20 protein-coding genes and 1 other annotated feature are annotated in these 19,841 nt (G+C 41.3%); all 20 genes read right to left on the bottom strand.

Translation table 11 applies throughout. The features are described 5' to 3' along the window. Window positions 1-133 precede the first annotated feature (133 nt). A complete protein-coding gene (locus tag ACQKL6_RS08915) occupies window positions 134-1,444 on the bottom strand; it encodes a solute carrier family 23 protein (protein ID WP_402868208.1) in 1,311 nt (436 codons plus the stop codon). Between the two features lie 155 nt (window positions 1,445-1,599). Next, on the bottom strand, window positions 1,600-2,142 hold the full coding sequence (gene pyrR / locus ACQKL6_RS08910; protein WP_402868570.1) for a bifunctional pyr operon transcriptional regulator/uracil phosphoribosyltransferase PyrR: 543 nt from the start codon (window positions 2,140-2,142) through the stop codon (window positions 1,600-1,602). Between the two features lie 195 nt (window positions 2,143-2,337). Next, complete coding sequence (locus ACQKL6_RS08905; protein WP_402868207.1) at window positions 2,338-3,255, bottom strand: RluA family pseudouridine synthase; 918 nt, start codon at window positions 3,253-3,255, stop codon at window positions 2,338-2,340. Then, window positions 3,248-3,718: a signal peptidase II gene (lspA, locus tag ACQKL6_RS08900; RefSeq protein ID WP_402868205.1), complete on the bottom strand. Its 471-nt coding sequence runs from the start codon at window positions 3,716-3,718 to the stop codon at window positions 3,248-3,250. The genes ACQKL6_RS08905 and lspA overlap by 8 nt, the downstream gene beginning before the upstream one ends. A gap of 208 nt (window positions 3,719-3,926) precedes the next feature. After that, the gene (gene ileS / locus ACQKL6_RS08895) at window positions 3,927-6,692 is read right to left on the bottom strand and encodes an isoleucine--tRNA ligase (protein WP_427591075.1); all 2,766 of its coding nucleotides are present in this window, start codon (window positions 6,690-6,692) and stop codon (window positions 3,927-3,929) included. Window positions 6,693-6,781: 89 nt separating this feature from the next. After that, window positions 6,782-7,029: a binding site (T-box leader), on the bottom strand. Between the two features lie 63 nt (window positions 7,030-7,092). Beyond that, window positions 7,093-7,608: a DivIVA domain-containing protein gene (locus ACQKL6_RS08890; protein WP_402868201.1), complete on the bottom strand. Its 516-nt coding sequence runs from the start codon at window positions 7,606-7,608 to the stop codon at window positions 7,093-7,095. An 85-nt stretch (window positions 7,609-7,693) separates the two neighbouring features. Next, on the bottom strand, window positions 7,694-8,467 hold the full coding sequence (locus tag ACQKL6_RS08885) for an RNA-binding protein (protein ID WP_402956214.1): 774 nt from the start codon (window positions 8,465-8,467) through the stop codon (window positions 7,694-7,696). 152 nt (window positions 8,468-8,619) lie between these two features. Then, window positions 8,620-8,886 (bottom strand): YggT family protein, encoded by a 267-nt coding sequence (locus ACQKL6_RS08880; RefSeq protein ID WP_402868199.1) that lies wholly within the window; start codon window positions 8,884-8,886, stop codon window positions 8,620-8,622. 6 nt (window positions 8,887-8,892) lie between these two features. After that, entirely contained in the window at window positions 8,893-9,360 is a 468-nt protein-coding gene (locus ACQKL6_RS08875) for a cell division protein SepF (RefSeq protein WP_402956212.1), read from the bottom strand. Window positions 9,361-9,375: 15 nt separating this feature from the next. After that, window positions 9,376-10,053, bottom strand: coding sequence for a YggS family pyridoxal phosphate-dependent enzyme (locus tag ACQKL6_RS08870; RefSeq protein ID WP_402868195.1), 678 nt, complete (start codon window positions 10,051-10,053; stop codon window positions 9,376-9,378). Beyond that, a complete protein-coding gene (pgeF, locus tag ACQKL6_RS08865; protein ID WP_402868194.1) occupies window positions 10,050-10,883 on the bottom strand; it encodes a peptidoglycan editing factor PgeF in 834 nt (277 codons plus the stop codon). Before pgeF ends, ACQKL6_RS08870 begins: the two co-directional genes overlap by 4 nt. 69 nt (window positions 10,884-10,952) lie before the next feature. Beyond that, entirely contained in the window at window positions 10,953-11,222 is a 270-nt protein-coding gene (locus ACQKL6_RS08860) for a YlmC/YmxH family sporulation protein (protein WP_402868193.1), read from the bottom strand. Window positions 11,223-11,439: 217 nt separating this feature from the next. After that, window positions 11,440-12,261: an RNA polymerase sporulation sigma factor SigG gene (gene sigG / locus ACQKL6_RS08855; RefSeq protein WP_402868568.1), complete on the bottom strand. Its 822-nt coding sequence runs from the start codon at window positions 12,259-12,261 to the stop codon at window positions 11,440-11,442. Between the two features lie 109 nt (window positions 12,262-12,370). Further along, window positions 12,371-13,090, bottom strand: a complete 720-nt coding sequence (gene sigE, locus ACQKL6_RS08850) for an RNA polymerase sporulation sigma factor SigE (RefSeq protein ID WP_230158218.1) — start codon at window positions 13,088-13,090, stop codon at window positions 12,371-12,373. A gap of 57 nt (window positions 13,091-13,147) precedes the next feature. After that, window positions 13,148-14,074 carry a sigma-E processing peptidase SpoIIGA gene (gene spoIIGA / locus ACQKL6_RS08845; protein WP_402868189.1) on the bottom strand — a complete coding sequence of 309 codons (927 nt, stop codon included), beginning with the start codon at window positions 14,072-14,074 and terminating at the stop codon, window positions 13,148-13,150. A 491-nt stretch (window positions 14,075-14,565) separates the two neighbouring features. Then, window positions 14,566-15,729, bottom strand: coding sequence for a cell division protein FtsZ (ftsZ, locus tag ACQKL6_RS08840; RefSeq protein WP_402868187.1), 1,164 nt, complete (start codon window positions 15,727-15,729; stop codon window positions 14,566-14,568). 41 nt (window positions 15,730-15,770) lie between these two features. Then, window positions 15,771-17,069, bottom strand: coding sequence for a cell division protein FtsA (ftsA, locus tag ACQKL6_RS08835; protein WP_402868185.1), 1,299 nt, complete (start codon window positions 17,067-17,069; stop codon window positions 15,771-15,773). A 225-nt stretch (window positions 17,070-17,294) separates the two neighbouring features. Then, on the bottom strand, window positions 17,295-17,528 hold the full coding sequence (locus ACQKL6_RS08830) for a DUF1290 domain-containing protein (protein WP_402868183.1): 234 nt from the start codon (window positions 17,526-17,528) through the stop codon (window positions 17,295-17,297). Window positions 17,529-17,905: 377 nt separating this feature from the next. Then, the gene (locus tag ACQKL6_RS08825) at window positions 17,906-18,682 is read right to left on the bottom strand and encodes a cell division protein FtsQ/DivIB (RefSeq protein ID WP_402987781.1); all 777 of its coding nucleotides are present in this window, start codon (window positions 18,680-18,682) and stop codon (window positions 17,906-17,908) included. Between the two features lie 113 nt (window positions 18,683-18,795). After that, window positions 18,796-19,707, bottom strand: a complete 912-nt coding sequence (gene murB, locus ACQKL6_RS08820) for a UDP-N-acetylmuramate dehydrogenase (protein WP_402956204.1) — start codon at window positions 19,705-19,707, stop codon at window positions 18,796-18,798. Window positions 19,708-19,841: the final 134 nt, after the last annotated feature.

Below are 19,841 nucleotides of genomic sequence, written 5' to 3'. Positions count from 1 at the left end.
TTTAAGGACAGGGTGAAGGTCATAAAGACTTGGAGTACTCGGGAAATTCCCCCTTTCCTTTCCTCTTCCGTCTTTACTGCAACACCCTTCTAAGTCTCTCTGGACTTCTTTTAAAAGGTGATTTATTTAATGTTTATTTTTCAAAGATGTTTCCGGTCACTTTTTCTCTGTCCGGCAATACCAAGTTAAGTACAATCCCCACTATTGCTGATAGCGCCATTCCGGATAAAGAAACATTTGCGGATAATTGTACGAATGCTCCACCAATCCCAATTACTAAGATGACCGAAGCAATCATCAAATTACGTTTTTTATCAAAATCCACTTTATTATCAATCAACATCCTTAAACCGCTTGAAGCGATGATACCAAAGAGAAGAATGGAAATCCCCCCCATGACGGCCGTTGGTATTGATCCGATCACCGCTGAAATCTTCCCGTTGAAACCGAAGATCATAGCAGTCAAAGCCGCACCACCGATGATGTAGACGCTAAATGCCTTTGTCATCGTCAGGACCCCGATATTTTCTCCATACGATGTAAGTGGTGGTCCCCCGATAATGGAACCAATCATGATGCCTGCGCCGTCACCAAGGATGGATCGATGTAAACCCGGCTTTTCCAAAAAGTTTCTACCTACCACTTTACTTAATACCATTTGGTGTCCGATATGTTCAGATAAGGTGACGATGGCGACCGGGACCATGATGGCGATGACTTCCCATGAAAAGGTGGGTGTATAGGTTATACCAGGAATCATGAATTCCGGCATTTCCCACCATTTTGCCGTTTCAATCGGTCCATAATCGATAATGCCTGCAATTGCCGAGCAGCCATATCCGACTATGATCCCCATCAATATTGGAATCAGGTTAAGAAAGCCTTTAAAAAATACGTTACAGATAATCGTAGCTGCCAAGGTGATGAGTGCTATGATGATGTAAGTAACGCTGTACTTGTCTTGCGGATCATACATGGCCATGTCAACTGCTGTCCCAGCGAGGCTCAGCCCGATTACTATGATGACGGGACCGACGACCACCGGTGGCAATAGAACCATCAACCAGCGTAAACCGACTTTATGAATGACCAACGCCACTATTCCATATATGAGTCCTGCTACAAAACAGCCGATCATGGCCGCTTCCGGTCCACCAAGTGACTTGGCCGCGATTATGGGTGCTATGAAAGCAAATGATGAACCAAGATAAGCAGGGATTTGGCCTCTAGTAATCAATAAGTATGATAATGTCCCTACCCCACTGGAAACCAATGCTACTGCAGGGCTCAGACCGACCAGGAATGGCACTAGCACCGTTGAACCAAACATCGCAAACAGGTGCTGGATGCTTAATGTCACCCATTGACCAAACCTTGGTACGTCTTCCACGTCGAGGATGATGTCTTTTCTTTCGTCTTCCATTTCTTTTCCCCCTATGAACATTGCATCTAAGCCACAAAAAAAAACCTCTTTGCAGCATATACAAAGAGGGTTTCACGGATGGGCCTGCCCTATACCTGTCAGGCTAAGGTCCCTTTCCATTTCACTCCCTTTGCCGGCCTCTCTGGACCGTTTTTAAAAGGGCAATATTTAATTTATCATTTCGCTAGTATGGTGACTTGATCGAGCTCGTCAACTTCCGTTAAAGTGACCGTAATCTTCTCGGATTGTGAAGTTGGAATATTTTTACCGACATAATCGGCACGGATTGGAAGTTCCCTATGGCCTCTATCAACTAATACAGCAAGTTGGATTTGCGAAGGTCTTCCCATATCCACCAAAGCATCCATAGCAGCTCTTACGGTTCTTCCCGTAAATAGTACATCGTCCACTAAGATGATTTTCTTATCAGTTATTGGGACCGGAATGTCCGAGCCTTTTACAACCGGTTCACCATCGTTCGTCTTTTTCGATAAATCATCACGATAAAGCGTTATGTCTAATTCACCTAATTGAATTACTTTATTTTCTATTTCACCGATGCGCTTGGCAAGTCGATCAGCAAGGAAGATCCCCCGGGTCCTAATCCCGATTAAGACACAATCCTCAATCCCTTTATTCTTTTCAATAATCTCATGTGCAATTCTCGTCAAGGCTCTGCTGATGGCCTTTTCATCGAGCACGATTGCTTTCTCATTCAAATGGACCACCTCAATTTCTTTTGAACTGTGAGAGCTCTCCTTCAACAAAAAATCCTCACACCAAGAAGGTGTGAGGATTTTTCTACAAAAGGGTATATGTTCCCCTTTTGCTATCCGTTTCCTTCTCAGTCTCTCTGGACTGTGTTAAAGGTTCTCATTAAGTTAATATAATACTATCTCATAAAAATAGTCTTGTCAAATACTACTTCTACGTAGTTGTTCGATTAGCTCCGTAAATTCTTTAGGAGCTGGCGCTTCAAACTCCATATATTCATTCGTCCGTGGATGAACAAAACCAAGAAGACCTGCGTGTAACGCTTGTCCGTCCAATTTCAACGTCTTTTTAGGACCATATTTAGGATCTCCTGCAAGAGGGAATCCAATATATTTCATATGAACACGGATTTGATGGGTCCGTCCTGTTTCAAGCTGACACTCTACTAATGTAAACGCGGTGAAACGTTCAACCACACGGAAATGAGTTACCGCATTTTTAGAGTTTGAATCCGTAACCGTCATGCTCTGACGGTCTTTTTTATCACGGCCTATCGGGGCATCAACCGTTCCGAAATCATGGGGAATCACTCCATGGACCACAGCTTGATACTTACGGGTTACTGTTTTATCAACAAGTTGCTGAACAAGTTTCTCGTGTGCCATGTCATTTTTCGCAACCATCAATAAACCTGATGTATCCTTATCAATACGGTGGACAATACCTGGACGCATAACGCCATTGATTCCAGAAAGATCCTTACAATGGGCCATCAACCCATTAACAAGAGTACCTGTTACATGCCCCGGTGCAGGGTGGACAACCATACCACTCGGTTTATTGACAACCAGTACGTCTTCATCTTCGTAATAGATATCCAAATCCATTTCTTCAGCGACTGCATCCAACTCCACAAGTTCCGGAATCAGCACTTCAATTTCGTCACCTATGCTACATTTATAATTGGACTTAATGGCAGCCCCGTTCACTAACACATGATCATCTTTGATCCATTGTGCAACTTGAGTGCGTGACCATTCCTCATTTAAAGTAGATAGAGCCTTGTCAATCCTTGTACCTTTTAGTGTTTCGTCGATGCTGTATAGCTTTTTATCCATTATCTTTCTCCTTAGCGTTTTTTTCTTCCAAGAACATGTGAATCACGAGCAGCACGACACCAATCGAAAGGGCGGCATCGGCAATATTAAATACCGGGAAACTATAGCTGAAAATATAAGTATGGACAAAGTCGACTACTTCCTGGCGAGCAACACGGTCAATGAAGTTTCCTATTGCCCCACCTAGCATAAGACCTAGGGAAACTCCAAGCAGACGGCTGTTCTTCGCCATTTTCTGAATATAATAGACGACTCCAATAATGACAGCGATGGTGATGATGTAGAAAAACCACATTTGACCTTGTAGAATTCCCCATGCTGCCCCACGGTTACGATGCGAGGTAATATATAGAAGGTTTTCAATAATTTCAATGCTTTCTCCGTACTCCATTTTTTTCACAATCATCCATTTTGTCAGCTGATCGAAAGCTATGACCAAAAGGGCAATTAAGTAATAAAACACATTTCTTCCCCCAAACTAATCAAATCTTCACTTTTGAATTGTAGCATAAACTAGAAATAATGACTAATACCAAAAGCATTACATCTAGCAGTTGGTGAAGAATATTAGAATAGAAAGGAACTTTATTCCGGTCTTTATTCAAATGCGCTCTCATTTCAAATAAAAAACCGGCTCCCATATTAACTGGGAACCGGTCGTTCTAAAATGATTAATTCGTATAATGCTCTTTCACGACTGTTGCACAGCGTGGGCAAAGTGTTGGATGTTCTTCCACTTGACCTACATCTTGAGAAACATTCCAGCAACGTTCACAAGTTTCTCCTTCTGCTTTAGTTACCAGGATGGCCATATCCTCAAGTTTAACAGCTTCGGATGGGGCACTGGCCACATCGCCCGCGATATCAAATTCGGATACGATGAATAACTGTTCAAAGCTCTCCTCGATACTATCAAGAAGATTCCTTGTCTCTTCGTTTACATAAACGGTCACTTTTGCGTTCAGTGATTTCCCGATTACTTTTTGGTTACGTGCTTCTTCCAATGCTTTCAGGACATTATCACGAACATGCATGAATGCCGTCCATTTTTCCTCAATCGCTTCGGCATTATCCACAGAGATTTCCTCAGGCATCAATGTCAACTGTACACTCTCTTCCGTTACACCCGGAATGAACGTCCATACTTCATCCGCAGTATGAGACAGGATTGGAGACACTAATTTCGTTAAGCTGATTAAGGACTCATAAAGGACAGTTTGGATTGCTAAACGGTCTTTCCCGTTTGGCGCTTCACAATAAAGAATGTCTTTAGCATAATCAAGATAGAACGAACTTAAATCCTGCGTACAGAAATTGTTGACCATATTATAAATGGTAGCAAATTCATAATTTTCATAGCCTTGTTTTGATTGAGTGATCAGCTTATTCAATCTTACTAGCATATATTGATCCACTTCACGCAAATCTTCTACCGCCACTTTATCCGTTTCCGGATTAAAGCCATCCAGATTTCCTAGTAGGAAGCGGAATGTATTACGGATTTTACGATACACTTCGGAAACCTGTTTTAAGATAGGATCTGAAACCCGAACGTCAGATTGATAATCAACAGAAGCAACCCAAAGACGTAAAATATCAGCACCAAGCTGGTTCATAACTTTAGATGGAAGGACCACGTTACCAATAGATTTACTCATTTTACGTCCTTCGCCGTCTAATGCGAACCCATGGCTAAGTACACCTTTATATGGTGCTTTTCCTGTCACGGCAACACCTGTTGAAAGTGATGAGTTGAACCAACCGCGATATTGATCGGACCCTTCAAGATAAAGGTCAGCCGGACGTTGAAGTTCTTCTCTTTCTTCAAGAACCGCTTGATGGGAAGAACCGGAGTCGAACCATACATCCATGATATCCGTTTCTTTAGTGAAGATACCGTTTGGACTTCCTTCATGTGTAAAGCCTTGTGGTAGAAGATCTTTTGCTTCTTTTTCAAACCAGATATTTGAACCGTGCTCACGGAATAATTCTGAAATATGATTGATTGTTTCGTCCGTGATGATTGGTTCGCCATTTTCTGCGTAAAATACTGGAATTGGCACACCCCATGCACGTTGTCGGGAGATACACCAATCTCCTCGGTCACGGACCATATTGAATAGGCGTGTTTCACCCCATGCCGGTACCCATTTCGTTTCTTCGACTGCCTTCAGCAAATCATCACGGAAGTCCTTGATTGAAGCGAACCACTGTGCAGTTGCACGGAAGATCGTCGGCTTCTTCGTCCGCCAGTCATGTGGGAATGAATGTGTGATGAATGTAAGATTCAACAGGGCTCCCACTTCAGTTAATTTTTCGGAAATCGCTTTATTTGCTTTATCATAGAATAATCCAGCAAACTCCCCTGCTTCTTCAGTCATGACACCTTTTTCATCGACTGGGCAAAGAACATCCAAGCCATATTTCTGACCGATGATAAAGTCATCTTCCCCGTGTCCTGGAGCTGTATGAACACAACCTGTTCCAGCTTCAGTCGTTACATGCTCACCTAACATCACTAGTGATTCACGATCATATAGAGGATGTTTCGCTACAGCACGATCCAACTCACTGCCTTTTACCGTTTTCTCGATAGTTGGGTTTTCCCATCCAAGCGTTTCTTTAACAGATTCCAATAAGGCTTCTGCCACTAAGTATTTTTCATTTTCCACTGCAACGACCACATAATTCAATTGTGGATGTAGGGAAATTCCAAGGTTGGCCGGAATCGTCCATGGTGTTGTCGTCCAAATGATGATTTTTACACCTTCATCAATGACACCTTTACCATCAGTCACTTCAAATGCTACATAGATTGAAGCCGAACGTTTATCTTGGTATTCAATCTCCGCTTCAGCAAGAGCCGATTCACTCGAAGGGGACCAGTAAACAGGTTTCTTCCCTTTATAGATATAGCCTTTTTTCGCCATTTCACCAAAAACCTTGATCTGTTGTGCTTCATATTCAGGCTTTAACGTAATATAAGGATTATCCCAATCCCCGCGAACACCAATCCGCTTGAATTGCTCACGTTGATTGTTAATCTGTACGTATGCATATTCTTCACATAGCTTTCTGAATTCAGCGACGCTCATTTCTTTACGGTTCACGCCTTTTTTAGTCAAAGCCGTTTCAATTGGGAGACCGTGCGTATCCCAGCCTGGAACATACGGTGCATGGTAACCGCTCATGGACTTAAAACGGACGATGAAATCTTTTAAAACTTTATTCAAGGCATGACCCATATGGATATCACCGTTTGCATATGGAGGTCCATCATGTAAAATGAATAACGGTCGCCCTTCAGTGTGCTCTTGCACTTTTTTATAGATGTCCATCTCTTTCCACTTTTCCTGAATTTCAGGCTCGCGCTTCGGAAGGTTGCCCCTCATTGGAAATTCAGTTTTAGGCATTAATAAAGTATCTTTATATTCCATTATAAAATTCCTCCATCCATCTATCCATAACTTCATTTGAGTTGATTGACCCGATTCGCAGACAAAATAAAAAGCCTTCTCATCCCTGAAAAAGGGACGAGAAAGCTTTGCTTCCCGCGGTACCACCCTGGTTAGAAAGATTCACAAAACGGCTGAATCCTTTCCTCTCGAGCATTCGTAACGTGAATGATACGCATCGTTTACTTGCTGCATAAGCAGGTTCAATTCAGAACTCAAGGGTGATGTTCAATTCCTTCTCTTATCCCGGGCTTACACCGTCCCCGGGTCGCTACATATAAGGATATGAGGAATTTACTGTCCCTGTCATCGTCTAATGTCATCATGAATAGTATTGTTAAAAAATTATATGCGAAAAAAGTGCTTGAAGTCAAGGAAACGTTTAATTTTCCTCATCTACTCCATCATTTAATTCTATTTCAGATGCATCCACTTCGTATTCAAGCAGATGATCCCAGTCGTCATTATCCAACAAATCGAGCTGTGCTCCGACAAGCATTTTAAAGCGAGTACGGAAAACCTTCGATTGTTTTTTCAAGTCTTCTATATCCATCGCTATTTTTCTTGCTTTCACAAGCGACTCATTGACAATCCGGTCAGCATTCTTTTCTGCTTCCTTGATGATCAGTTTGGCTTCTTTTTGGGCATTGCGCTTTAATTCTTCTGCAGCTTCCTGCGCGACAATGATAGACTTATTAAGCGTGCCCTCGATAGTCGTGAAATGACCTAAACGATCGAACGTCTCGTTCAATTTTTCTTCCATTTCTTTCTTTTCTCTTAGAATCAATTCATAATCTTTAATGACTTGGTCTAGAAATTCGTTAACCTCATCTTCATCATACCCTCGAAATACTTTACTAAATTCCTTGTTATGTATATCTATCGGGGTTAAGGGCATTGTTGCACCTCCAGAACAATTTCTACTCTATTACATTAAAACTCTATATTCGACAAAAAATATGTGAATCCTGCTAACAACTAAATTATTTTTTCCTACCTAATGAGATTCTCCACTTATCCTTTTTCGTTTTCCCATCGATTGAAGTGATTTTACATCGACCGAAACCCCTGATGGATAGAGTATCCCCCTCACGGCATTCTTCAGAAACGCTCTCCGTTTGCTTGAAATTAACCTTGGTTTTCCCCGACGATATCAACGTCTGGGCTTTTTGCCGGGAAATATTCAAAACAGCCGAAAGTACGCTATCAAGCCTTAATGAGCTAACGGTACTGACCTGCTCTTCCCAGTTGTCCTTCACCACAAGGATATCCTCAATCGGAATCCTTTTAATGGTTACGGAAGCATTGCCTATCTTATCCAGGTTTCCCGTAAGGTATGAATCCATTTCCCCTGTTGCAATAAATTGGACTTGCTCCTCTGTCACTATAATATCACCGAATTTTTCACGTTTTACCCCCAGTGACATCAAGGTTCCAAGTATTTGCCTGTGTTCAAGTGTAACAAATTTTTTTGGATAGGAGATATCATATAAGGAGATATTGAAATCAGATGATTCAGGAGAGTAGTAATCAGGATAAATGAGGGCACGTTTCCGTTCAACGAAATCACTCCCGCCGTGAAATTGCAGTAGCACATCCTGTTTGTTTCCTAATAGGGATGTGAGGATTTCCTGCTGACGCGGATCCAGAAAGTCAGAAAGTTTAGGAGCATAAGAATCTCTAACCTGGTCAATCCAATTCATTGCCTGGTCGATAAATTCCTTTTCCTCCGGCCTGAAATGTTGATATATACTCATGTAGAATGCATGCTCCTTACATATGGATAAATGGTTGTACACAAGAATGAATCGTAACTTACACCTTCGTTACTACTACACAGCCAAGAATTCACCTAGCTGTGTAGTTACTGGCCATTCTATTATTTTACGTCTTTAGTATGAACTACAAATCATCCGAATAAGCTTTGTAGATAAAAAATCCCATAATTCTTCGCAAAATTTAAAACCAACAAGGCTACAAGTGGTGATATGTCGATCATGCCGAGTGGTGGGATGAATTTTCTGAACGGTTCTAAATATGGTTCGCAAATCTTTACCAGGAATTGGCCAATCGATGTTTCCCGGGCATTAGGGAACCAAGACATTAATATGTAAACAATTAATGCCATTGAATAAATTTCAACTAAATAATATAAACCTTGAAGCACTAGAGCCATTAACCATTACCACCTCGCTTCTTCGTACTCCTTATCCACTTCAAAACCGGTAATATTACCGGAAACATCAACGTTATCCGGAGTACACAAGAATATGTCTGTACCGATTTTTTGGATATCCCCACTGATTGCATATACAGTGCCGCTTAAAAAGTCGATAATCCGCTTTCCTTGGTCATGCGGGATTCGCTGAAGATTTACAACGACTGCACGACGGTTTTTCAAATGGTCAGCGACATCCTGAGCTTCTGCATAAGCACGAGGCTCCAATAATACTACTTTAGAAGATTTTTGCACGCTTTGCAAACTTACTATATTTTGATTTGGATTATTTCCTGTAGAAGCAGGTGGGGTCTGCTGTTTTGCAGGCTTTACCGCTTTACGCTCCATCTCCTCTTCCTCCACCACTTCGTCCTTATATTCATACTCATCATCCAGCGCGAAATAGGATTTAAACTTTGATACGAATGACATCTTTTACGTACCTCCTTATAATTCTTCGCCTACCAGTGCAGTACCAATCCGAATCATGGTAGAACCTTCCTCGATGGCAATCATAAAATCATTGGACATCCCCATGGATAATTCCGAGCATGGAGCATGAGTCAATTCCGCTTTTTGAATTTCCAGTTGGAGGTTTTTTAATGTACGGAAGCAACCTCGGAGTACCTGTTCGTCCTCTGTAAAAGGTGCCATTGTCATCAACCCAACGACCTTCACCTTGTCAAAAGCCCCTAGTTCTTTAATAAATTCAAGCGTCGACTCTGGATTCAGACCGTGTTTAGACTCTTCACCAGAAACATTGACCTGCACTAAACAGTTTATCGGCTCTTTTGAACGTTTTTGTATTTCTTCTGCCAACGATATACGATCCAAAGAATGAATATAAGCAACTTTATCAATGACATTCTTAACCTTACGTGTCTGCATGGAACCGATATAATGCCAGTTCGGTGTATCCTTCAACACTTCATATTTATTCAATAAACCTTGATCGCGATTTTCACCTAAATCAGTGACACCGGCTTCCAATGCCTCTTTTGCCCTCTCGATGGAAACATATTTTGTAACCCCGATTAATTTGACATCTTCCCGATGCCTGCCACTATTTTTACACGCTTCATTTATTTTTTCTTCGATGTTTTTTAGATTTTCTGCAACTTTCATCGCTTTTCAAGATCCTCCTTCCAACCAATAAAGCTCATCAACCTACCACTTTTCCCATTATCCCGGCGATGGGAAAAAAATAAATCCTCATCACAGCTTGTACAATATGAAGTCACAGCAATCTGCTCCCTCGGGATTCCAGATTTCTCCATGATCATAGCGTTCAGTTCTTTAAGATCTAGTTGATATTGTCCTTCACTAATTAAATTATAGGGCTTCTCGTCATTTTCTTCCAGCAAATTCCGCACTAAATCTATGACTTTATCATCTACAACATAACATTTCGAACAAATAGAGGGCCCAACTACGGCAAATATTTCTGATGGTTTTATACCTTCATGTATCCACGCCTCTACCATATTGTGCGCAATGCCATTAACGGTTCCCTTCCAGCCGGCATGTGCCACCCCAACCATTCCATGTGTAGGAGCATAAAAATATAAAGGCACACAATCCGCATAACAAAGGGTCAGTAGGACATTTTTATCTCTCGTATAAAAACCGTCTGTCGCCCTAAAACCAGAAGGATAATCAGTGGCGCCTTTCCCACAATCCCGAGTCGTTACTTGCTGGATATGAGTTTCATGAGTCTGCTCGGCCCCTACCCAATGATTAAGCGGAAAAGATAGTTTTTCAGCAAGAATTCGGCGGTTTGCCTGTACATCCCCTATCTTGTCCCCAACATGAAAGCCGGTATTCAATGATGTAAAGCAGCCAGAACTGACTCCTCCGTTTTTCGTTGTAAAGCCCGCCACAAGCTGGAGATTTTGTTGTCTCCAGCTATCAACAAGCAAATATTGATCTTCGACTAAAACAAAAGGTTCTTTCATGCTTTCATTCCTCTTTATTTTTAGTTTAGTGTATCATAAATATCCCTCTAATACCCTCTAAAGGTACCCCTATAACCGTTCATCTTTCAGCTCTGTTTGAAATATCGTCTGATGTTCGACAAGGATGACATCCGCCCCAATTTTTTTTATTTTTCGCCAAGGAATCACGATATCTTGCTCCCTCCCAAAAAAGCCCATTAGCCTGGTACTATTCGAAACAATGATTGCTTCAATCATTCCCGTCCCCGTATTGATTTCTAAGTCTGTCATATTCCCCAATTTCTTTCCATCTGCTATATTGACGATATCCTTAATTTGAAATTCAGAAATTCTAGTCACGCCATTCAGCTCCTCCTGAAATGTGTTTCTCCAGATAAAAAACCTTTTTTTATGTATATGACTGGTTTTGTTCAAGAATGAAGGAATCGGGAAATAAAGGTCTTTATGCAGTGGCTTGAGCAAACTAAAAAAAAAGCCGCTACGGCTAGGTTGCTGATTGGCGGGCAAGAGAATCATCCCTTACCCGCTTCAGTCAACTGTCACTCGTGCTCAGCTTTTACTGTTGAATGTTTTTATTCATTTGCTTGATTGCCGCTTTTTCCAAGCGGGAGACTTGAGCTTGTGAAATGCCGATTTCCTCGGCTACCTCCATTTGGGTCTTCCCTTGGAAAAATCGTTTACGAAGGATCATTTTTTCACGGTCATTCAACCGTCTCATCCCTTCGTTTATGGCTATCTCATCAATCCAGGTACTATCCTTATTTTTTTCATCACTTAATTGGTCTAGTACATAAATCGGATCCCCGCCATCATTATAAATCGGTTCGAAAAGGGATACTGGATCTTGGATTGCATCTAACGCGAAAACAATTTCTTCGTGCGGTAATCCTAACACTTTGGCGATTTCTTCAGCTGTGGGCTCACGTAAAGTCTGGCTGATAAGTTTTTCCTTAACCTGCAATGCTTTATAAGCAATGTCCCTTAAAGACCGGGAAACACGTATTGGATTATTATCACGAAGATACCTTCTGATTTCTCCAATAATCATTGGTACAGCATACGTTGAAAACTTTACGTTCTGACCCAAGTCAAAATTATCTATCGATTTCATCAACCCTATACAGCCTACCTGAAATAGATCATCTACATATTCTCCCCGATTGTTAAAGCGTTGAATGACGCTCAAAACGAGTCGAAGATTCCCGTTTACCAGTTTCTCTCTTGCTGAAAGCTCGCCACCTTGCAATTCTTTAAAGAGTTTTCTCATTTCATCATTTTTCAAAACCGGTAATTTCGATGTATCCACACCGCAGATTTCAACCTTGTTACGAGACAAAATTCTTCCCTCCTCACAGGAGTGCTGTACAAAAAACAGTATTTCCGCGGGAGGGAAAAATATGCATAGGGTATTTTTGAAAAATCAAAACATCTCTTCATCCAAGCACAAGAAAGTACGGTCTCAAAAGCTTTATACTCGAAATATTTTTTTACACCATTTTATTAAATTCTTTTCTTAGCCGTTTAATAATTCTTTTCTCCAACCTTGAAATATAGGATTGGGAAATCCCGAGCATATCCGCAACATCCTTTTGCGTCTTTTCTTCTCCGCCAGCAAGTCCAAATCGAAGTTCCATTATTTGTTTTTCACGATCAGAGAGCTGCGTCAGGGCTTTCGTCAGTAGCTTCCGATCCACATTCGCCTCTAGATCCTTAGTGATGATGTCATCATCAGTCCCCAGAACATCTGAGAGCAGGAGTTCATTTCCATCCCAATCGATATTCAAGGGCTCATCAAAAGAAACTTCCGAACGGATTTTATTATTTCTCCTTAAATACATTAATATTTCATTCTCGATGCATCTCGAAGCATATGTAGCAAGTTTGATTTTTTTCTCGGGATTGAATGTATTGACTGCCTTAATCAAGCCAATGGTCCCAATGCTAATTAAATCTTCGATATTGATTCCCGTATTCTCAAATTTCCTTGCAATATAGACGACAAGCCTTAGATTCCTCTCGATTAAGATAGAGCGGGCAGCTTCATCGCCTTTTGGTAACTTATTGATCAATATTGCCTCTTCTTCTTTTGAAAGTGGGGGCGGGAGCGCCTCACTTCCTCCTATATAAAATATTTCGTCCGTCTTCAATCCGAGCTTGAACAAGAGTTTGTACCAAAAATAGGTGAGCCGAAGAATAAATTTCTTCAAAATAATTCTCCCTTCTAAAATAGACGAATTGTGGAGCCAAATTGAAAGAGCAAAATGTTATGAGGCATTTTTCACCGGAATCCCGGTTAACATTTTTGGATGGACGATAGATTGATAGCTATTGTCCGCAGAAAGTTGTTGAAAGGTAAACGACACAAGGCCCTGCTTGACTTGATACTCGTTTTCCCCTTGGGATATTTTAATGAAGTCCGGCTTGATGGCCGTTAGCAATTGATGTTCATGCCCCACCACTTTATATGGAATTACGCGCATACGGCCCGTCCATGTATATTCAGGCTGTTCTTCCTGTCGGACCAGGATGTCCGGATTCTTGAACAATTCAACCATATCCGAAGGGATTCCAGCTTCATCTCCAGAAAGTGAAATGATCATAACAGGCGAACGGGTTATTGGATCATATAATTGATTCCCACTGTCCACAAGCCCCTGAAAAGTCCCTTCAAACTCTGATACTTTCACCGTGACTGACACCAGTTGCTCATGCGTTAGTTTTGTCATCTCCATTTCTTCTAGAGTACGCTTGGAAAATTGCCAGGCAAGCGGGAATCCAACCATCACAAAAATCCAGCTGACGGGGTCACCAAAACGATTGATTCCGGCATATTGACCAGGGTTTTTGGAAACGATTTGATATTCGAATAGATAGTGAAGGCCAAGGAGGATCCCACCTGATAAAAACGTGACAAAGTATAAAGTGGCTAATGACTTCAGGAAAAGGTTGAATCTGATGAACCCAAAGGTGGCCAGGACCATAAAAAGAGAAAATGCGATTTTCATATAAAATTGGTCAGCCATTGCGTAAAAAGGGGTAAATGCCAATACGATGATTAGAGAACCTATCAGCCCGCCGGCACAAACCCGCCAAAGGGCGACCCGCCGTTTGAGAATGATTGCAGTCCAATATAAGAGGAGGCAGTCAAATAACCAATTCAATAACCAAATCACATCTAAATATAAGGTCAAACACTCACCCCTCCTTTTAGAATCTAACCTTCCACTAGCAAAAAGTATAACGCACCTGATAATAGAAAGTGTGTCACTTTTTGTACAGGAAACTTAAGAGTTTTTCAGTCTTTTTTAGCCTTTTTGTAGAAAAACAGCTATTGATTTTTTCAAGACTGCTTCATACCAGTTACGCTCCTTCATTTAAAGCTGTCGATTTATGGGTTGTAGAAGATAGAATTTCTTTCAGCTTCTCTTCTCAGAGTTCCATTGTTATAAAGGACCATCTCCAAATTCAAGTTGGAAATCCATTATCCATTCCAGCCGCCTTTACGTCCTTTCATGAATTTTATGGATCAGGGCATAGCCCAACGGTTCAAACAGGTGGAGAGCAGCTCTTAGGGCCTTAAAAGTCCATATGGCGATTAACCAGTAATAATCAATCGAAACATCTTTCCGAAAAAAGCAAAAAAAGGGCCGCTCCCATAGGGAACGACCTTTTCTCTTTCAGATTAACGCCTTCTATTACGATTGCGTAGGAAGGTTGGAATATCCAAAGCTTCCTCACCTTGTCCTTGATTATTATTCCTTGTAGGCTGTTCGTTCACTTCTTCTCTCTTCACTTCACGATTTACACTAGGTGTAGGCGCTTGTGTTTGAGGTCTCGTTTGCTGTTGTTGCTGTCCAAGTGTAGAACGACCCGGAGCTCGCATGGACGTTTCAGCTTCGGTAAATCCCGTCGCAATAACTGTAACAACAATTTCGTCCTTTAAGTTTTCATTGATGACAGAACCGAAAATCATATTTACCTCTTGATCAGAAGCGGTGGCCACAATATCGGCTGCCTCTTGGACCTCGAATAAACTTAGGTTCGTTCCACCAGTAATATTCAATAGAACCCCTTGAGCCCCATCGATGGACGTTTCAAGCAACGGACTGGAGATCGCTTTTTTAGCTGCTTCAGCGGCACGGTTTTCTCCAGAGGAGATCCCGATACCCATCAGGGCCGATCCACGATTTGACATGATGGTCTTAACATCGGCAAAATCCAAATTAATAAGACCAGGAACAGCGATCAAATCTGAAATCCCCTGTACCCCTTGACGAAGGACATTATCCGCTTCACGGAATGCTTCAAGCATAGGTGTGCTTTTATCAACAATTTCAAGAAGTCGGTCATTCGGAATGACGATAAGCGTATCGACCGATTCTTTCATGGAGGCAATGCCACCTTGCGCCTGGGTTGCACGTTTGCGTCCTTCAAACGTGAAAGGACGTGTAACGACACCAACTGTCAGTGCACCAAGATCTTTAGCAATACCCGCGATAACTGGGGCAGCACCCGTACCAGTTCCGCCGCCCATTCCAGCCGTTACGAAAACCATATCAGCGCCTTTTAGCGCTTCTTCGATTTGTTCTTTACTTTCTTCTGCCGCTTTTTTACCTACCTCAGGATTCGCACCAGCACCCAATCCTCTAGTAAGCTTACCGCCGATTTGCATTTTAACTTCTGCTTTTGATAAATTAAGTGCCTGCGCATCAGTATTGACAGAAATAAATTCGACACCTTGTACACCATGTTCGATCATTCTGTTTACCGCATTGTTACCGCCGCCGCCAACACCTATAACCTTTATCGTTGCTAATTGTTCTAAATTAGAATCAAACTCCAACATGACAATCCTCCTATTTTGACGAAATTCCCGATTTTTTGTTTTTATTCAAAAAAGTAACCCAAGATTTTTTTGAATTTCGATTCACCTTTTTCACCTTGTTTTTTAGCCGTGTTCTCTTTATGTTTCTGAGAGGACTTCTGGCTCCGCTGGTCATTATTCTCTTGTGCCTGACCAGCTGGTACAGGAGTTTTATTTGTGGTGTTCTTTTGCATTCTCTCTTTCTTGCACGCATGTTTAATTAGACCGACAGCTGTCGTATATTGCGGTTCTCTGACACCAATATAATTTGGTTCGGCTGTCCTGACACGATTTTGGAATACATACTGAGCAAGTTCCAGTACTCCTGGCATCTTAACGGCCCCACCGGTCAATACGAACCCTCCCGGTACTTCCTGAAAACCAAGTCTTCTCAAATCATCTTGTATTAACTCGAAAATTTCGGTCAACCTCGCCTCAATTATATCTGAGAGCATCAGCTGGTTACATGGTTGTTGCTGGTCGCTGCCGATGATTGGTATCTGGAATACTTCGTCTTCTGACGCATCATCATAAAAGGCATGGCCATGCTTAATTTTAATTTTTTCAGCTTCCTCCATGGTAGTCCTTAGTACAATGGAGAGATCCTTTGTAAGCGTCTCCCCGCCTATAGGAATCACGGAAGTATATTGTAGATAGCCTTGCTCGAAAATCGCTAGAGTGGTAGAACCTCCCCCAATATCGACAAGCGCTACTCCAAGTTCCTTTTCATCCTTCGATAAAACCAGCCCACCTGCTGCCAATGGCTGAAGGGCAATATCCGTTATTTCTAACCCTGCTCGTTCCACACACCGCAAGGAATTATGTAAAATTGTCCGCAGACCTGTTATTAATATGCCTCTCATTTCCAGACGGACGCCAATCATGCCCCTTGGATCGCTAATTTCATCCAACTCATCAACTTTATAATGAATCGGCACCACATCGATAATTTCCCGGTCCGATGGTATGGTAATTAACTCAGCGGCTTCTCTAACACGGAATACATCGTGTTCATTAATCTCTTTATTTTCACTAGATACGGCTACTACCCCATGGCAAGGCTGAAGCGTTACGTGGTTCCCGCTGATACCGACGATCACTTTTTTGATTTCCATTCCTATCATTCGTTCAGCTTGCTCTACGGCCTTTTGAATGGATTGGACTGTTTCATCTATATCGACGATGGAGCCTTTCTTTAGCCCTTCTGATTTTACATTTCCTACGCCTATGATATTTAATGTGTCATTGACCATTTCCCCAATGATTACTTTTACACTGGATGTACCGATGTCAAGACTTACGTAGATTTCGTTGCTGTTCATTCCATGGCACCTCCTTCAGTTTATACATATATTAGTAGAATAGCATTATCCTATCAAAAGACCTATTCATTTTAGAATAACAGACCTAATTACAACTCGCTAATATTATAATAAAGTGTCATCTCGTATTATTAAGAGAAAACTCGTAGGTTTACAATCTTTATAATAGTTATCGTTCGTCTCTTGGTATCTAAATGTCTTACCTAAACTTAATACTGACTTAATCTATTCGGCATTTATACCGCAATTCCCTCTAATAATATAGATTTTTTCCATTTTTTTCAGAAAAAAATCTCTTATCCAACTGTGCCCTTTGAATTTCACCCGTATTTTGAAAGTTTCACACGTAAATACAAAGATTCCAGCTAAATACAAGTCTACACCAAGATGTACACCTAGAAAAGTCAAACTTGCAGATAAAACTATTATTAAATAAGAATACAACGGCCAATACCACATCTTCACGGGAAGTTTGAAACGTCCCCGCAACTCCCCACATTAAAAATTCCGCATGCAACAAAGACTACAAAAATGAATATCAGGTCCAACTAAAATCCATGGATTTTAGCACTCAAGAGAATCAACCAGTTGGGGCATGGTCCCCTATCCCATTAAAGGCGGAGAAGGACCCATATATGTATAGTTCTTGGAGTCTCATTTTTACTGGCACTATCAGCAAAATCACTGCAGACCCACATTATCCACTTCCATTTTTAGCTAAAAACGTATTACATTCGGTCATCCTGTACTTGCCTTTTCTATGTTGGTCAAACACTTATTCTTTTCCGAAAATGTACGCTAACTTTAGTTCAATCATTGTTGTTAAAGCAACGGATTCACTCCGGCTCGTCTTCCTTTTGTTCAGACTCATCAAAGGCTTTAAAGTAGGAACCGACCTCTAGATCGATGACTCCCTTTACCTCGGGATCCAATTGGCTGATAATGGATGGATAGTGTATCATTTTCTCAGATAGAGTACGACTTGTCGCACTAACTTCAAATCCATCATTCATGTACATAACAATATGGTATTTATCCGTTTTAGTCGGGTCATGGTGAATCTCGGAAATAGCATTTTGTATGGCCACAGGAAGCTTGTCCAGTTCCTCCAAAAGTAACTTTAATGCTTTACCCTCTTTGAAACCAATTAAAACAGGGGCAAATACTGGATTTTCACCACTCTCTAACTCTTTTAGGATGTCACCGTTTTCCAATATCGGAGCAAATTTACCATTCATGGATAAATAGGCAATTCTAGTATGCTCAGAAACCGTTATTTTAACGGAATTAGGAAAAACAGGTACAACACTGGCACTTTTTATATCCGGATTTTTTTTTATGTTGGCGGCAGTCTCTCCCGTGTCAACTTTCCAGATGCTTCGGTCTTTCTTGATGTTACTTAATTTAATAATTTGCTTAGAAGTAATATACTGGTTTCCCTCTACCTTTATGGACTTCACATAGCTTAGCGGGGATAAAAAATATAATACACAAGCAACCAAAATGAAGAAAAGGGAAAGCAAAAGAACAAGTCGTCTATTTGCTTTGCTCTTTCTAATTTGCTTTAGCTTAGGAATGCGGTCCTCAATGGAAACGATTTTCCCCTTTTCCACCTATTTCACCTCTTCCTAAAATGGATGATTGGTGACACTCACCAAAAAATAAGAAATAGAATTTTTCAAGTAACACATTATACCACAATATTTGGATATAAAGAATGAATATCCTATTGTTTTCTCCCGATGATTTCTACTTCTGTTTCCAATTCAATTTCATACTTGCTATATACCGTATCCTTCGCGTGTTGAATCAGAGCTTCCACGTCTGCCGCACTTCCATTACCAGTGTTGACGATGAAGTTTCCATGCATAGGGGAAATTTGGGCCCCGCCTATCGAATGCCCCTTAAGGCCAGCATCCTCCACTAACCTTCCTGCATGTCTTGGCAGTGGATTCCTGAAAATGCTTCCAGCACATGGCAAGTTATATGGTTGGGTATCTTTACGATAGTTTTTGTTATTCTGCATTCTCTCGACGATTTCACTTCGGTTACCCTCTTCTAATTGAAAGATGGCCTCCAGCACGATACCAGGTTTTTTCTTTTGAAGGAGAGATGTTCGATACGAAAACTCCATTTCCTCCTTAGAAAGCCAAGCCAAGGTTCCATCTTCAAATAGGACATGCACTTGCTTAAGGATGGCACTCATATCCGAATCGTGTGCACCTGCATTCATATACACAGCACCACCAACGGAACCTGGAATTCCACTGGCAAACTCCAGCCCGGCATATCCCTTTTTACTAATCTTCACTGATAAACTTACAAGGGAAACACCAGCTCCAGCCTTCACTTCCGTCCCATTGATTTCAAGATGATCCAGACCTTTACCTAACTTCAGTACCACACCTTCGATTCCATCATCGCTGACAAGGAGGTTTGAACCTCTTCCTATTGCTCTCCATGGCAAATTATTATCTTTGATGACCTTCATCGCTTTTTCAATATTTTCAATGGAGGATGGCTCGATGAATAGATCCGCGGGTCCACCAATTTTCATTGTCGTATGATTAGCAAGTGGCTCATGTTCCAGTATCTTGCCGATTTGCATGTCGGTTAATTGTTGTATCGCTTTATCCATGATTAACCTCCTTGTGCACCTAGATTTTAACATTATAAGTTTCATTTCCCCACCGTAATGAGGCCTCTAATTATGCAATATCAAAAACACTATTTTGTTTAACTTGAAAATGAGCAAGAGTAAGCGCCTCTTCG

The sequence above is a fragment of the Peribacillus sp. NPDC097197 genome (assembly GCF_050278025.1).
Lineage (GTDB): Bacteria > Bacillota > Bacilli > Bacillales > DSM-1321 > Peribacillus.
This window is presented reverse-complemented; position numbering and strand designations above follow the sequence as displayed.